The following is a 15,224-nucleotide window of genomic DNA, read 5'->3' as shown; positions in this document are numbered from 1 at the left end:
CACGCGGTACACGCGGCACACGCGGACGGTGAGGCCTGCCCATCCAGAAACGGTACAGGGCTTCAGAGACAAGGCCGCCCTGCGGTTTAGTAGTGCTCGCCCCTTACATCTCGGGGGCGATGGCAGGCTCGCAAAGCCCAGGGCCAGACGTGGTACCAAGACCATCTGCTCGTGTTTTCCGGCCAGCCCTGCCTATGCAAGAAAGCAAGGAAGCCCGACGCGCTGGCGCATCGGGCTTCCCCTGTACTTTCAGTCACCCCGTTGCAACGGGGCACGGCGAATGCGTCCGGCTATTCGAGCACCGAGGCGTCCTTCACCTCGACCTTGCCCTTCGCATGGAGAGTGGTGAGGAAGGCGCGGAACATCTCTTCACGCTTGGCGGCAAGGATGGTCTCCTTCACGGTGGAGGCCACGGCCTGCCACTGTGCGTCGGTGGGCCGCACGACCTCATGCACGCGCAGCACGACAACGCCCTGCGGAGTAGCATGCGCCTTGTCGCTCCATACGCCCTTCTCCGCGGAGAACGCCGCGGCGGCAAGAGCGGGGTCGACACCCAGACCGGGGATGTTGCCGTCGCGCCCGAAGAGCGGCGAGGTCTTCACCCGCGAGGCCAGCGCACCGGGCAACTGCCCGTCCCTGACCCCGGCAAGCGCCTCGTCCGCGGCCTTGAGCGCCAGTCTGGCGCCTTCGTCTTCGCGCACGGCGACGACGACCTTGTCACGCACCTCGTCGAAACCGGGAATGCGCTCGGGGGCGACCTCGGCGACACGGGCGATGATGTAACCGCCTTCGGCCTCGAGGGGCGTGTCGATGACCGTCCCCGCAGGTGCGGAGAAGGCCAGCGTGACGTCGGCGGGCTTGAGCCCCAGCGTGGCGGACGCGCTTTCGCGGGTCAGCGGTTCGGAGGTCTGACGCTCCAGCTTCAGCTGTGCAGCGATCTCGTCCACCGACTTGCCTGCGCTCACCAGTTCAAGCGCGTTGTCGAGGGAGTCGTGCACCTTCTCGATGGCCTTCTCTTCGGCCAGACGCTTGCGTATCTCGTTGCGCACCTCGTCGAGGGCCTTCTGGCGCTGCGCCTCATGCCCTTCGGACTTGATGAGATGGAAGCCGAACTGCGAACGCACCGGCGCGGAGACCTCGCCCGGCTTGAGACCGAACGCGGCGTCCTCGAAGGGCTTCACCATCTCGCCACGACCGAACCAGCCAAGCTCGCCACCGTTGCGCGCGCTGCCGTCCTCGGAGACCTTGGCCGCCACGGCGGCGAAGTCCTTTCCGGCCTTGATCTGCGCCGCAGCGTCTGCGATGCGCTCTTCGGCCTTCCGTACGGTGGCCTCGTCGGCACCTTCAGGCACACGCACGAGGATGTGACGGGCACGCACCCGTTCGGGCTGCATGAAGTAGCTCGCCGCGTTCTCGGCGTAGAACGCCGCAATGGCCGTTTCGGGGATGTCGATGCCAGCGGCAAGCGACTCGGCCGAGATGCGCACGAAATCGAGGCGCACCTTCTGCGGTTCGGTGAACCGGGCCTTGTTGCTGTCGTACCACGCCTGCAGTGCGGCATCTTCGATGCTGGCTGCCGCAGCGTATTCGTCGAGCGGGAAGAGGACGTAGTCAATGCTGCGCTTTTCCTGCGCGTAGGTGAACATGTCACGCGCCTCGGCATCGGTGACGACCGCACCGGCGGTGACAAGCGCACGCATCTTGCGGCCCAGCATGTCTTTGCGCACCCCTTCCTCGAAGCGACCGGGGACGGTCTGCTGTGCCTTGAGCACCTTCTTGTACGTCTCGGGGTCGAACTTGCCCGACGCGTCGCGGAAGGCCGGAATCTGGTCGATGGCGGCACGCAGCTCATACGGCGTCACGGTTATGCCAAGGCGTTCGGCCTCTTGCTGCATGAGCGTCTCGGCAACCATCTGCTGTAGCACCTGCCGCTTGAGCCCCAGTTTCTTGAGCTCATCCGCGGTCACACCCGGGAACCGGGTACGCAGCGATTCGACCTGACGCTCATACTCACGAATGAAGTCGCGAATGACGATGGGCTTCTTGTTCACCGTGGCTACGACCGATGTCGGGCCTTCCTGCATGGAGCCGACGCCCCAGAACACGAAGACGACAATGATGAGGCCGAAGGCGACCTTGACGCCCCAAGACTGGGCGTGCCCACGTATGACGTCGAGCATAGTTTCTCCTGATGATGATCGCGGCGTCTAGCCGCGCGTTCTCGCATTGCGGACGTAGTTGAGGAGTCCGCCCGCTCGAATAATCTCCAATTCGTCCACCGTCAAATCGTTCCGGACACGGACGGAACCGCCGTCTGCCAGCGCAACCGCGCATTCGCCTCCGGCGATGATGTCCGCAACGGGAATGGTCACGTTGCCGCCCTGCTCAAGGCGTTCATAATCCCCCTTGTCCACGAGGATGAGCGGGAGAATACCGAAGTTCACGAGATTGGCGCGATGGATGCGGGCAAGCGACTTGGCGATGACAGCCCTGATGCCGAGATGACGGGGGGCGAGGGCCGCGTGTTCGCGGCTGGAGCCCTGCCCGTAGTTCTCTCCGGCGACGATGACGCCGTTGGCCGCCGCTTCGGCGCGCTTCACGAAGTCCGCATCCACACGTCCGAAGACATGGCGCGAGATGGCAGGCACATTGGACCGCAGGGCCGTTATCTCCGCACCGGCAGGCATGATGTGGTCGGTGGTGATGTCATCCCCAAGCCTGATGACCACTTCGGCGTCAAGCCTGTCGGGCAGCCCCTCAAAGGTTTGCAGGGCCACGATGTTGGGGCCGCGCTGCACCTCGACCTGCGAACCGTCCTCCGGGGGAAAGACGAAGAGATGCCGGATGGAGGGCACATCGGCGGGAAGTTCGGGCACCGCCGGGGCTTCTCCCCATGTGGCGGGGTCGGTGAACCCGCCATGCAGGGCCACCATCGCCGCCGTGAGGGGGCTGGCTAGGTACACGCCTGCATCCTTGGTGCCGCTGCGCCCTTCGAAATTGCGGTTGAAGGTACGTACGCTCACGCCCCCGGATACCGGCGAACCGCCCATGCCGATACAGGGACCGCAGGTGCACTCCAGCATGCGGATACCGGCGTCGAGCAGGGGTTCGAGCAAGCCTTCGGTGGCGAGCATCCGCAGCACCTGCTTGGAGCCGGGCGAGATCATGCAGTCGGTGGTGGAGTCGACGCGCCGTCCGGCGACGACCTGCGCTACGCTCTTGAGGTCGGCATAGGACGAGTTGGTGCAGGAACCTATGGCCACCTGATCGACCTTGAGCCCCGCCAGCGATGCCACGGTGACGACCCTGTCGGGCATGTGCGGCGTGGCGACCAGAGGCTCCAGTTGCGAGAGGTCGATGACGACCTCCTCGTCGTAGACGGCACCGGCGTCGGCGGCGAGCGGCTGCCAGTCGGCCTCGCGCCCCATGGCCGCGAGGAAGGCGCGGGTGCTTTCATCGCTGGGGAAGATGGATGTCGTGGCTCCCAGTTCAGCCCCCATGTTGGTGATGGTCGCCCGTTCGGGGACGCTGAGGGTCGCCACACCGGGGCCGGTGTATTCGAACACGCGCCCCACGCCACCCTTGACGGTGAGCAGACCAAGCAGATGCAGGATCACGTCCTTGGCGGCGGCCCATCCCGTCAGGCGGCCTTCAAGCCGAACGTTGACGACCTTGGGCATGGTGATGGTGTAGGGCTCGCCCGCCATGGAGAGAGCGACGGAAAGGCCACCGGCACCCATGGCTAGGGCGCCGATGCCACCGGCTGTGGGCGTATGGCTGTCGGAACCGACAAGGGTCGCGCCGGGACGGCCGAAGTTCTCGAGATGCAACTGGTGACAGATGCCGTTGCCGGGGGCGGAGAAGACGATGCCGTGCCGGGCCGCCACTGTGCGCAGAAAGCGATGGTCGTCCGCATTGCGGAAGCCCATCTGCAGGGTGTTGTGATCGACGTAGCTCACCGAAAGGTCGGTGCGCACCCTGTCCACCCCCATGGCCTCGAACTGAAGGTACGCCATGGTCCCCGTGGCGTCCTGCGTGAGGGTCTGGTCGATGCGCAGGGCAATGGGGGCACCGGGTGCCATGTCGCCGTGCACGAGATGGGCCTTGATGATCTTCTGGGTCTGGTTCAGGGGCATGTCGTGTTCCCGTAGATGCTGTCTTAAGTTGCCGGAACGACCCGGAGGCTGCGCTTCCGGCTGCCATGCGAAACCGCACCTGACACGTATAAGGGCATCCCGTCACATCTGCACCCGGCAGACGTCGAGGGGAGCCCCGGTATCCGGTCGGGCCGGACTCGCACCCGCCACGATCAGGCGGGTCGGGCGTCGCCAGCAGGCGACGCCACGCAAGCAGCCTGCCCCGAACCGCCCCGTCGGGCGGGCCGCCCGCGTGCGTGCGGGCATGAGGTTCGCTGCCAGCGTCCTGTCACGACCGCCCCTCGAACGGGCGGTCTGCCGTCTCGATGACGGGAAAGACCCGAAGGTCAATCCACGTCTATGCCCATGCTGCGGTACTCGTTGAGCTTGTTCCGCAGCGTACGCACGGAAATACCCAGAAGCTCGGCCGCCTGCGTCCGGTTGCCGGAAGTGGCCTCCAGCCCCTTGAGAATCATGATGCGCTCCATCTCGTGCAGGGGGATGACCCCGCCCGAAATGTTGACGGCCTCGACCTGTGCGCCCTTGTCGGGAGCGCCTTGCACACCTGCGGTGTCACCGGCGTCGGACGACTCTTCGAAAAGAGGCCATGCATCGGGGTCGAGCAGAAAATGTCCGGGAGTGATGGCCCCGCCATTGGCAAGCAGCACGGCGCGCTCCATGAGGTTCTGAAGCTCGCGTACATTGCCGGGCCATTCATAGGAACGCAACCATGCGATGGCCTCATCCGACAGGGAGGGCACAGGCAGCGTGTAGTCGCGTACATAGAGGTCGATGAAGAAACGGGCCAGTTCGAGCACGTCGTCCCCGCGCTCGCGCAGTGCAGGCAGCCGCAGGGGTATGACGTTGAGCCGGAAGAAGAGGTCCTGCCTGAACTTGCCCTGCTTCACCCACTCTTCGAGGTCCCGGTTGGTGGTGGCGAGCACGCGGACATCGACCTTGACGGTCTCCATGCCACCCACGCGGTCTATCTCGCCTTCTTGCAGCACCCGCAGCAGCTTCGCCTGCAAGCCAAGATCCATCTCGGAGATTTCGTCCAGCAGGATGGTACCGCCGTTGGCCAGTTCGAACCGCCCTAGCTTGCGGGCAATGGCTCCGGTGAAGGCGCCGCGCTCGTGACCGAAGAGCTCGCTTTCGAGCAGGTGTTCAGGAAGGGCGGCGCAGTTCACGGCCACAAAGGGGTTCGCAGCGCGATCGCTCCAGCCATGCAGGCAACGGGCGAACATCTCCTTGCCTGTCCCGGATTCGCCGGAGATGAGCACGGTGGCGCGTGACGGGGCGACCTGCCTTGCCAGACCGAGGACGCGACGCAACGCGGGATGCGACCCCACGATGCGGGCCCCCGGCGGAAAGGGGTCGGGCTTGCGCCCGCCCAGCGTGGACTGGGGAGGGGCGGCAGGGGCGGAACGACGCGGACGGGGCAAAGCGGCCGTCACCTTCTCGAATGTCAGCGGTTCGAGCCAGTAGTCACGTGCACCGAGCGCGAGAAGCTGCTCGGCCTCTTCGGGGGTTCCCCGGTCGGTGAAGACGATGACGGGCGGGAAGGCCGGGTCGTCGCTACCCACGGCAAGCAGGTCGTCGACCCTGTAGCCCGGCAACGAAGGACGGGAGAAGATGACATCCGGCCCCGACTTGCGGATGAAGGCCGAGGCCCCTTTGAGGTTTTCGGCAAGCCCGACCTCATACCCCGCATCCCGCAACTGCGGGTAGATGCGGGTGACGGCGTGGGCGGGCGCCAGAAAAAGGATGCGTCGTGCTGACATACGCACCCTAACTACCCAGAAGCGAAGTCGTTGGCAACAATCTTGCCGTTCAAAGACGGGCGCATGGCATCATGACATGCCTTGACCCCCGCGCAAGACCTCCCGTATAGGCTTCTGTCATCATCGACATCACTCCTGTCGGAGTCTTCATGCCTGATTCTGGACGACTGCCCCCGGACGAAAGGCCTGCCGTGCCGACCGGGTCCTGTAACGGCACGAAGGTATGCAAGGCTGAAAAGACGCATTGCGCCACCATGCCCGCAGGCCTGTGCCTCGACATGCAGCGCATGGCCCGTACCGGCATGGGAGAGGTCGTTCTCGCAGAAGGCAAGGACGACGAACGGTTGCTTCACGCAGTGACGATTCTTGCGGCAGAAGGCCCGGTGCTGGTCACGCGGGTCGGCGAGGCACAGGGACGACTGCTTTCGGCGCAGCTGCCCGACGGTGAATGGTGGCCCGAAGCTGGCATTTTTGCCGTGAGCCCGCCACGCAGGCTGTCGGCCCCGTTCAGCAGCGAAGGCGAAGTGCTCGTCGTCACGGGAGGGGCTGCGGATCTGCCCGTCGCATTCGAAGCCCTCGGGACCCTGCGCTTCAACGGTATCGATGCGGGACTGGTGTCTGATGTCGGTGTGGCAGGGCTGCATCGACTCACCCCCCATATGGACGCCCTCACCGCAGCCAAGGCGCTCATCGTCGTGGCAGGCATGGAAGGGACCCTCCCGGGCATCGTGGCGGGACTGGTCAAAGCCCCCGTGGTCGCCGTTCCGACATCGGTGGGCTACGGCACCGGGCTTGGCGGTCTATCCGCCATCTTGACCATGCTCAACGCCTGTGCACCGGGCCTTGCCGTGGTCAACATCGACAACGGCTACGGGGCTGCGGCATTCGCCGTGAAGATGACGCGCAGCCACAGACGGTAGGCGAGGCGCACCCCGAGGCGACCATGACAACGACACGGCTGGCACGTCCCTGCCGCACTGATGCGTCAAACGAACACGTCCTCACCCAAGGTGACGGAACACGTTAACAAGGGAACTTCCCTACGATGAACATCGCTTTTGTCAACGCCACCCGCAAATGGGGGGGCGTAAAAAGCTGGACGCTGGCGTTCGCCGAACGCCTCTGCTCCTTCGGGCATGACGTGCACATCTACGGCAGGCAGCCCGCGTTCGTCGAAGCCGCCGTCAAGGCCGTAGGGCATGGGCGTCAGGTTTCGTTTGGTGCCGACCTCAATCCGCGCGCCATCGCCTTTTTCATGAGCGAATTCCGCCGCCACGCGACAGACATCGTATGCGTCAACGTCGGCAAGGACCTTGCCACGGCGGGCATTGCAGCCCGCATCATGGGCATACCGGTCATCCAGCGCATCGGCCTGCCCGAGGATATCCCCTACCGGCTGAAAACGCGCCTTCTGCACCGTCTCATACGCCCCGCATTCCTGTGCCCCTGCCGGTTCATCGCCGAAGGCTTCACCCGCAGCCTGCCCTACATCACCCCGGAAGACGTACACACGGTGCTCAACGGCAAGACAGCGACAGACCACACGCTTGTCGCCCACGCCCCGCGGCGGCTCATCGCAACGCAGCAACTCAACCCCGACAAGGGACACGACACGCTGTTGCGAGCGTTGGCGCGCATCGTGACACCGTTCGAGTGCCACATCGTGGGCACGGGGTCCGCCGAAACCCGCCTCAAAGAGCTTGCCGCATCTCTCGGCATCGCCGACAGGGTCGTATGGCACGGGTTCAGGCCGGACGTGGCCTCGCTGCTGGAACAGTCGGACATCTTTTTGCTTGCCTCGCATAGCGAGGGCCTGCCAAACACCCTGCTGGAAGGCATGGCGACCGGTCTTCTGCCGTTATCCCGTGATGTGGGAGGCGTGGGCGAGGTCATTCCCGCCGACCTCACCCGCTGGATGCTCCCCCGTGACGCTGACGACGAAGCCTTCGCCGCACGCATCGAAGAGGCCCTGAACCTGCCCGCCCCGGACCTGCTGCGCCTGCGCGAACGCGCCCGCGAGGCCTGTCGCCAGACCTTCGACCTCACGACGTGCACCCGTGAACTCGAAACATGGCTGCAACACATCATCGACACCCGTCACAAATAGCTGAACACCATGCGTATCATCATCCTAAGCTCGTCGACGAACCGTAGCGGCGGCACGCGTCAGGCATTCTATCAGGCCCGTGAACTTGCCACGCGCGGGCACCACGTATCGCTCTGCCTGCCCGAGGATTCGCAGATGCACGGCATGGGCTACGACGACCTCATCGTCACCCTGCCAGCCGACAGGAAACGCTGGAAGGCCAGCATCGAAGCGCTTTTCGCCGCCGATGGCCCGACCGTCGTGCACGCCTTCCACAACAGGGCGGTCAAGTTCGTGGCATGGCACGGCATGTTCTGGCGGCATCGCGGCGTTGTATGCTGCGCCCACAGAGGGGTGATGTACCGGCCCGGCAACCCCCTGCCCTACATCTCACCCGGCATGGATGCGTTCATCGCCAATTCGCAGGCCTGCGCCCGTGTGCTGCGTCTCTTCACCCCGGCAGGCAAACTGTTCGTCGTCTATAATGGTGTCGATGACGCCCGTGTGACCCCCCGCACGCCCGCCGACACTGCCCGCGAACAGGTCGGGCTTCCGCCCCGAGGTGCAGAGGCCGCATGGTCTTCCTCCTCCCCCGCGCCACTGGTATTCGGCTTCGTGGGACAGAACAGCCCCGTCAAAGGGGCCGACATCCTCATCGACGCCTTCGCCCGCGCCGATGTCGGCGAGGCACGGTTGCTGATGGTCGGCGTGTCGCACGACATGTGGCGTCCCCGCTGCGAGGCCCTCGGCATTGCGGACAGGGTGCATCTCGTGCCGCATACGGAATCAGTGAGCGACATGTTGCAGCTCATGGACGCGTTCGTTCTGCCGTCGCGCACCGAATCGCTCCCGAACACCATGCTGGAGGCCATCCGCATGGGGCTGCCCGTCATCGGCAGTGCCGTGGGCGGCGTACCTGAACTCGTGCGTGGGAATGGCCTTCTCTTTCCCGCAGGCGACATCGATGCGCTGGCAGCCGCGCTCGGGCGGATGGCATCGGATCATGCCACGCGAGAGGCGTGGGCTGCGGCCAGCCATGCGGAAGGCGAGCGCTACACCATCCATGCGCGGGTCGATGCGCTGGAAGACATCTACGCACAGCTGTTGCGACGCAGAGGGCTGCACACGGCATGACGGGACCAGCACAAGGCGAGCACGGGGGCGAGGCCTACCGTATTGCCCGCGCCCTCGGGGTCGACGTCTCGCAGGTTGTCGACCTTGGCACCAACGGCAATATCCTCTGCGCCGACCTGACAGCCGCACACGTGGCGGCGGTGCCCTACCCGCACGAGCATTACCCCGACCTTGAAGCCTCGCTCTTACGCGAGGCAGTGGCGACACACGAGAACGTGCCCGTCGACCACGTGCTGGCAGGCAACGGTTCCGCAGAACTCATCTGGCTCGCGTTCATGGCCTTGCGCCCTCGCAGGGTGCTGCTGCTGGGCCCTCTCTTCGGCGAGTACGAACGGGCCTGCCGCGCACTCGACATCGCGTACCGGGTGGTGACACCCCGCGCCCTGCGCCCGCTGTACGGGAAGACACCGTCCCCCTGCGGCGTTCAGGCCTCACACTCATGGAGTGAAACGACACCGTCCCCCTTCACTTTCACGGCCGAAGACCTCGACGATATCGCCGCTGAAGACGCCGACCTCGCCGTATTCTGCACACCCAACAACCCCACCGGTGCCATCTACGGCCCGGTGGAGGGTCTGCTTGCCGCCGTGCGTTCGCCTATCGTCCTCGTGGACAACACCTACCGGGAATTCATCTGGGGCGAAGATGCCTACGAGGCCAATGCGTGGCAGGTCTACCGCAACACCACAGGACCCGACCGCGAGGTTCTGGCGTTGCACAGCCTCACCAAGTTCTTCCACTGCGCCGGCATCCGCTGCGGCTATGCCGTGGGGTCTCCTGCGCTCTTGCAGAGGCTGGCAGCCATTCGCGCCCCGTGGATGGTCAGCACCTACGCCGAACAACTCGGCGCACGGCTTCTGGGCGACATCGCGCAGTACAGGTCGCGGCTTCCGCGCCTTCGCGCAGCACGGTCGGCCATGCGCTGTGCACTTGAAGCGACAGGCGCCTTCGCCGCTGGCGGACTGCATGAGGGCACAAGCTTTGTGACCTGTCGGCTACAGCCACACCTGCATCCCGAGACGGCACGTCAGGCGCTCATGGGGGAAGGCTATCTCGTACGCGTATGCGACAACATCACCGGCATGCCCCCCGGTCATATCAGGTTGCAGGTGCGCCATCCTGAAACCATGCCTGCCCTGTTCAGGATGCTGGAGCGTATGGCACGCTGACCCCCGCCCCGGCACAGACGCCCACCACCACGCTGAACGTCGGCCCCCTCCCCTGCTCCAGGATGACAGGGCGACTCAGGGCCACCACTCGCCATACTGTGTTATCAACCAATAATTCGTAACACGTTGACGCTCCCTGTGCCATCTGCTACCCCGGATGACACCGCTGACGCACCTTGTCACGCAAGTGTGACGCCTTAAGCCTGAGGAGCCTACGACATGCACATCTCCGAAGGGGTTCTTCCCGCCTCCGTCCTGCTGGGCGGGGCAGCACTTACCGCAGCCGGCACGGCCCTGGGGTTGCGGCGCATCGACTGGGACAGGGTGATGACCGTGGCACTGCTCGCCGCCGCCTTTTTCGTCGCCTCTCTCATCCATGTGCCTGTCGGCCCTGTGAGCGCCCATCTCGTCCTCAACGGGCTCATCGGCGTGATTCTCGGCTGGGCAGCCTTCCCCGCCATTCTCGTGGCCCTGCTGCTTCAGGCCCTGCTCTTCCAGTTCGGCGGTCTGCTGGTGCTTGGCGTGAACACCTTCAACATGGCCCTGCCGCCTGTCATCTGCCACTATCTCTTCCGCAAGGCGCTCACGGGCACCTCCACGCCGCGCACGGGTGCGGCCTTCGCCTGCGGCTTCCTCTCCGTGCTCCTTTCCGCATCGCTCACCGCCCTGTCCCTCGGTCTTGCCGGTGAGGGCTTCATCCCGGCGGCGCAGTCGCTGCTCATCGCCCATCTTCCCGTCATGGTCGTCGAGGGCTGCATCACCGCCCTTGTCATCGGGTTCCTCTACAAGGTTCGTCCCGAAGTGCTCGACTTCTCGGCACAGGCGACCCGCTAGCGATGCTCGACGAACCCTTCAGCGAGGGCACAAGCTACCTGCACCGGGCCGACCCGCGGGCGAAGGTGGTCAGCGCCTTCGCCTTCGCCATGCTCGTCGCGCCGGTGCGTTCGCTGCCCATGGCCCTCTGCGCCTTCGCCCTCGCCCTCGTACCCGTCGTGGCGGCGCAACTGCCCCTCCCCCGCCTCGTGCGAAGACTGGTCGTCATCAATCTGTTCATCCTCTTTCTCTGGCTCTTCCTGCCCTTTGCCACCCCCGGCGAAACGGTATGGAGCCTCGGGCCGCTGCATGCCACCGCCGAGGGCCTTCGCGAGGCCGCGCTGGTGACCCTGAAGTCCAACGCCATCGTGCTCGCACTCATAGGGCTTGCCGCCACATCCGGCATCACCGAGACGGGGCACGCGCTCGCGGCCATAGGTGCCCCCCGCAAACTGTCGCTCCTATTGCTCTTCACATGGCGCTACCTGCATGTCATCGAACAGGAATACCGTCGGCTGCTCACGGCAGCACGGGTGCGGGGCTTCGTGGCACGAACGGACATGAGGACCTACGCCACCTATGCCAACCTCGCAGGCATGGTGCTCGTCCGCAGCTGGGACAGGGCGCAACGGGTACAACAGGCCATGCGGTTGCGCGGTTTCGCGGGCACGTTCCATCGGCTCTATGATTTCAGCACGGCCCCCGGTGACAGGATGTGGGCCTGCGCCTTCATCGCCTTCACCATCGCCGTACTCGTCACCGACATCATCCTCCGCCACGGGACGCCAGCATGACCGACACGACCGGGAATCCCCTTCTCTCTCTCGACGACATCCACTTCACCTATCCCGGCACGACCGCACCTGTGCTGCGAGGTGCCACCCTGCACCTCGCGCAGGGCGACAGGCTTGGCCTTCTGGGGCACAACGGCAGCGGCAAGACCACGCTGCTGCATATCGCCATGGGATTGCTACGGCCCGAGTCGGGCACGGTACACCACAGGAACGCCGTGGCGCACGACGAGGCGTCGCTTGCCGCGTTGCGCCGCGACATCGGATTCCTCTTCCAGAATGCCGACGACCAGTTGTTCTGCCCCACCGTGCTTGAAGATGTGGCCTTCGGGCCGCTCAATCTGGGGCTGTCTCCGGAACAGGCGCGCGAACGTGCCACGCAGACACTACAAGGACTCGGGCTTGAGGGGTTCGGTGCACGGGTGACGCATCGACTCTCCGGCGGAGAGAAGAAGATGGTGGCACTGGCGTCGGTGCTGTCCATGCAGCCCACGGCGCTGCTTCTCGACGAACCCACCAACGACCTCGACCCTGCCACCCGCCAACGCCTCATCGACGTCCTTAACAGGATGAGTGCAACGCACATCATCATCTCGCACGACTGGGACTTCCTCGCCCGCACCTGCACGACCTTTCTCACCGTCGACGACGGTATCGTGTGCACATCAAGGCACACCCCTCACGTGCACACCCACATCCACCACGGTGGGGAGGTCGCACACGAGCATCCGTCGCGCGGATGTTGCCATCAGCATGACGGCAGCCATCATCACGCCGGGCATGATGACGACCACCCCCATACCAGCCAGACGACCGAATAGCCCGCAGCCGCCAGACCGCCGAAGTACGTTGACGTCCCGATTACAGGTGGCGCAACGGCCTCACGGCATCCGAAAGGACGACTGCGGCATTGCGTACCAGCAGGGGAACCGAGGCAGGTGTACAGGCAGGTAGTCGGGGGGGCACTGGCTTCGGCACGAGCGATAAAGACGGTACGCCGACAGTGGATGCGCTTCGTACCGACAACGGGGTCGCCGACCATGCAGCCGCGCAAGGCACACCCCGCGAGACATGGAGCCGGAAGAGGTTCGCCTCCGGGGGAAGCCGGAAGAGTGGCAGCCGACGGCATATCCCCGCACGATGACGCACAGCAGCCGCCACGCGGCCATGGCTTCAGGGGCTGCCGGGGGCTGTCAGGCCCTTCTCGAGTCTGCCATGAACGACGCATGTCCCGGCTCAAATGCCGGGGCACGACCGCCAGAGGGGCGTCGCTCGACGCCCGCAGGCTGGCATCACCATCCCAAGGCCATACAGACTAGGACTGACCGAAGAGCTTGCGCCGGATGTCGGGCCACACCATGTCGGGAGTGACGTCGGTCATGCAGCGATGATGGCCCAGAGGGCACTGCTGCGGCCCGTGCAACCCGCACGGGCGGCAGTCGAGGTCGACTTCGAATACTGTCGTGCCCTCGCCGCGCGGATAGAAGCCCAGTCGGCGCACGGTGGGACCGAAGACAGCGGTCACGGGCGTACGCTGCGCCCACGCGATGTGCATGGGGCCTGAGTCGTTGCTGAGATAACAGTCGAGTCTGCCAAGCCATGCCGCAAGGTCGACAAGCGACAGGGCTCCCGCCATGTCGAGCAACGCCGGAGAACCCTCCAGCCCCGCCATCGCGACCACGGACCGTGCCACCGTCTCTTCACCGGGCCCGGCGAAGAGCATCACCTGCACCCCTTCTGCGGCGGCACGACGGGCGACCTCGGCGAAGTGCGCCGCCGTCCAGCGTTTGGTGGCCCATACCGAACCGGGGTGCATTCCAAGGACAGGGCCCCGCACATACCGCTGCCAGTAGGCTTCTGCCCGTTCACGGGCATCGGCTGGCAGAACGAGTTCAGGCCATGTCTCCCGGTCTTCGATGGCAAGAGGGCCGACCAGTTGCAACAGCCGTTCTATCTCGTCCAGTTCGTCGAACCTGCGGTCTACCACGTGCGTATGCAACAGGCGATTGTACCACGGCCTGTCGTAGCCGATACGCACAGGTGCCCCTGTGGCCCGCGCCACAAGACCGCTTCGCAGGCTGGTGTGAGCGTTCACCCAGATGTCGAAGCCCTGACGCGCCAGCGCCCGGCCTAGTCCGAACACGGCACCACCACCGCCCTGTGTGCCGCGCTTGTCGAATTCATGGACAGCAGCGAGGCATGGCACGGCGGTGAACAAGGCCCCCACCCCCTTGCGCACCCAGAAATGGATTTCCGCATCCGGAAAGCGGCGATGCAGGGTATGCAGCAGAGGCAAGGTCAGCACCGCGTCGCCCAGAAAGGCGGTGTTCCAGACGCCGATACGGCGCACGGCTTCCCCCCTGACGGGACCGGACTGACAGTTCACAGCGCGTTTTCCTGACGTATGCGAGGGCGGCGTCGCCCTTTCATCCATAGGCTGCGAGGCAAGGACTCCCGCTTGCAGGCAGGCGGATGGAGAGGGGCATGTCCCCTCTATGGCCGTCATGGACAATCCGGCAGACATGGTATCCGATGGCCATAGTCCACGCGGGGTGTCCCCTCTGCGCAAAAGATCACCTGCGGACATCAGCAAAGTTCCTCCAGAGACGGCGCACTACGCCGGGCACTGACGGCCAGAAGCCAGTCGGCCGCGGCAACGAGGTCGCACGCCACCACATCGGGCCGTCCAGAGGCATCGCCCCCGGAGGGGGCCACATCAAGGCACGTGCCCCCGGCAGGCACGGAAAGGCCGATACTCCCTGCCGCCCTCGCCCCCTTGCCCGTGAGCACGAGTATGGCTGCGGCGAGTCCGGCGTTACGCGCAAAGAGCACATCATCCAGTTTATCCCCCACCATCGCCGTCTCTCCTGCGACAAGGCCGTGGCGGTTCTGCAGCACATCCCACATGCCCGTACCCGGTTTGCGGCACGAGCATTCCTCATCGGGGGCATGGGGGCAGCAGGCCACATCCACGAACGTCACCCCGTATGGGGCGAGCAAGGCTGCGAGTCGGGCCTGACACGCCTCATAGTCCGGGACAGTGAAGTATCCCCGGCCGATTCCCGACTGGTTGGTGACGAGGAACAGCCGGAGACCTGCCCGCGAAAGACGACCGAGGGCAGGGCCGACTCCGGGCAGCAGGGTCACACCCTCCGGGTCGGACAGGTAATGGCGGTCTTCGATGACCGTGCCGTCCCTGTCCAGCAGCAGATTTCGCAATGCCATGGCTTTCCTCGCACTATATGATGATGGTTGCGGCACCTTGTGGCATGAGGCAGAAGACTTTGCAAGCCACGCGATTTCACCTGTTTCTT

12 protein-coding genes are annotated in these 15,224 nt (G+C 65.1%); 7 read left to right on the top strand and 5 right to left on the bottom strand.

The features are described from left to right. Positions 1–290: 290 nt before the first annotated feature. The 3 genes from DVU_RS05035 to DVU_RS05025 form a co-directional block, all read right to left on the bottom strand. Positions 291–2,180 (bottom strand): peptidylprolyl isomerase, encoded by a 1,890-nt coding sequence (locus DVU_RS05035; RefSeq protein WP_010938364.1) that lies wholly within the window; start codon positions 2,178–2,180, stop codon positions 291–293. Between the two features lie 27 nt (positions 2,181–2,207). Further along, positions 2,208–4,136, bottom strand: coding sequence for an aconitate hydratase (locus DVU_RS05030; protein ID WP_010938363.1), 1,929 nt, complete (start codon positions 4,134–4,136; stop codon positions 2,208–2,210). A gap of 347 nt (positions 4,137–4,483) precedes the next feature. Continuing rightward, positions 4,484–5,917, bottom strand: coding sequence for a sigma-54-dependent transcriptional regulator (locus DVU_RS05025; RefSeq protein WP_014524308.1), 1,434 nt, complete (start codon positions 5,915–5,917; stop codon positions 4,484–4,486). 149 nt (positions 5,918–6,066) lie between these two features. On the opposite strand from DVU_RS05025, the gene larB reads away from it, so the two are divergent. The 7 genes from larB to DVU_RS04990 all read left to right on the top strand — a co-directional run bounded on the left by larB (position 6,067) and on the right by DVU_RS04990 (position 12,731). Next, entirely contained in the window at positions 6,067–6,837 is a 771-nt protein-coding gene (gene larB / locus DVU_RS05020; protein WP_010938361.1) for a nickel pincer cofactor biosynthesis protein LarB, read from the top strand. Positions 6,838–6,962: 125 nt separating this feature from the next. Further along, positions 6,963–8,024 (top strand): glycosyltransferase, encoded by a 1,062-nt coding sequence (locus DVU_RS05015; RefSeq protein WP_010938360.1) that lies wholly within the window; start codon positions 6,963–6,965, stop codon positions 8,022–8,024. 9 nt (positions 8,025–8,033) lie between these two features. Further along, entirely contained in the window at positions 8,034–9,137 is a 1,104-nt protein-coding gene (locus tag DVU_RS05010) for a glycosyltransferase family 4 protein (RefSeq protein ID WP_010938359.1), read from the top strand. Continuing rightward, positions 9,134–10,306, top strand: coding sequence for a pyridoxal phosphate-dependent aminotransferase (locus DVU_RS05005; RefSeq protein WP_010938358.1), 1,173 nt, complete (start codon positions 9,134–9,136; stop codon positions 10,304–10,306). Before DVU_RS05010 ends, DVU_RS05005 begins: the two co-directional genes overlap by 4 nt. Before the next feature lie 219 nt (positions 10,307–10,525). Next, a complete protein-coding gene (cbiM, locus tag DVU_RS05000) occupies positions 10,526–11,140 on the top strand; it encodes a cobalt transporter CbiM (protein ID WP_010938357.1) in 615 nt (204 codons plus the stop codon). Positions 11,141–11,142: 2 nt separating this feature from the next. Continuing rightward, entirely contained in the window at positions 11,143–11,913 is a 771-nt protein-coding gene (gene cbiQ / locus DVU_RS04995) for a cobalt ECF transporter T component CbiQ (RefSeq protein WP_010938356.1), read from the top strand. Continuing rightward, positions 11,910–12,731 (top strand): energy-coupling factor ABC transporter ATP-binding protein, encoded by an 822-nt coding sequence (locus tag DVU_RS04990; RefSeq protein WP_010938355.1) that lies wholly within the window; start codon positions 11,910–11,912, stop codon positions 12,729–12,731. Before cbiQ ends, DVU_RS04990 begins: the two co-directional genes overlap by 4 nt. Before the next feature lie 494 nt (positions 12,732–13,225). On the opposite strand, the gene DVU_RS04985 is transcribed toward DVU_RS04990, so the two are convergent. Then, positions 13,226–14,260, bottom strand: coding sequence for a glycosyltransferase family 9 protein (locus tag DVU_RS04985; protein WP_010938354.1), 1,035 nt, complete (start codon positions 14,258–14,260; stop codon positions 13,226–13,228). Between the two features lie 236 nt (positions 14,261–14,496). After that, positions 14,497–15,135, bottom strand: a complete 639-nt coding sequence (locus DVU_RS04980; protein ID WP_010938353.1) for a D-glycero-alpha-D-manno-heptose-1,7-bisphosphate 7-phosphatase — start codon at positions 15,133–15,135, stop codon at positions 14,497–14,499. Positions 15,136–15,224 lie beyond the last annotated feature (89 nt).

The sequence above is a fragment of the Nitratidesulfovibrio vulgaris str. Hildenborough genome, assembly GCF_000195755.1.
Taxonomy (GTDB): Bacteria; Desulfobacterota; Desulfovibrionia; order Desulfovibrionales; family Desulfovibrionaceae; genus Nitratidesulfovibrio; species Nitratidesulfovibrio vulgaris.
This window is presented reverse-complemented; position numbering and strand designations above follow the sequence as displayed.

Excerpts from the sequence above, each read along its gene's own strand:
- DVU_RS05010 (WP_010938359.1), top strand. The coding sequence starts at position 8,034 with ATGCGTATCATCATCCTAAGCTCGTCGACGAACCGTAGCGGCGGCACG.
- cbiM (WP_010938357.1), top strand. The coding sequence starts at position 10,526 with ATGCACATCTCCGAAGGGGTTCTTCCCGCCTCCGTCCTGCTGGGCGGG.
- cbiQ (WP_010938356.1), top strand. The coding sequence starts at position 11,143 with ATGCTCGACGAACCCTTCAGCGAGGGCACAAGCTACCTGCACCGGGCC.
- DVU_RS04980 (WP_010938353.1), bottom strand. The coding sequence starts at position 15,135 with ATGGCATTGCGAAATCTGCTGCTGGACAGGGACGGCACGGTCATCGAA.
- DVU_RS05035 (WP_010938364.1), bottom strand. The coding sequence starts at position 2,180 with ATGCTCGACGTCATACGTGGGCACGCCCAGTCTTGGGGCGTCAAGGTC.
- DVU_RS05015 (WP_010938360.1), top strand. The coding sequence starts at position 6,963 with ATGAACATCGCTTTTGTCAACGCCACCCGCAAATGGGGGGGCGTAAAA.
- DVU_RS05025 (WP_014524308.1), bottom strand. The coding sequence starts at position 5,917 with ATGTCAGCACGACGCATCCTTTTTCTGGCGCCCGCCCACGCCGTCACC.
- DVU_RS05005 (WP_010938358.1), top strand. The coding sequence starts at position 9,134 with ATGACGGGACCAGCACAAGGCGAGCACGGGGGCGAGGCCTACCGTATT.
- DVU_RS05030 (WP_010938363.1), bottom strand. The coding sequence starts at position 4,136 with ATGCCCCTGAACCAGACCCAGAAGATCATCAAGGCCCATCTCGTGCAC.
- larB (WP_010938361.1), top strand. The coding sequence starts at position 6,067 with ATGCCTGATTCTGGACGACTGCCCCCGGACGAAAGGCCTGCCGTGCCG.
- DVU_RS04990 (WP_010938355.1), top strand. The coding sequence starts at position 11,910 with ATGACCGACACGACCGGGAATCCCCTTCTCTCTCTCGACGACATCCAC.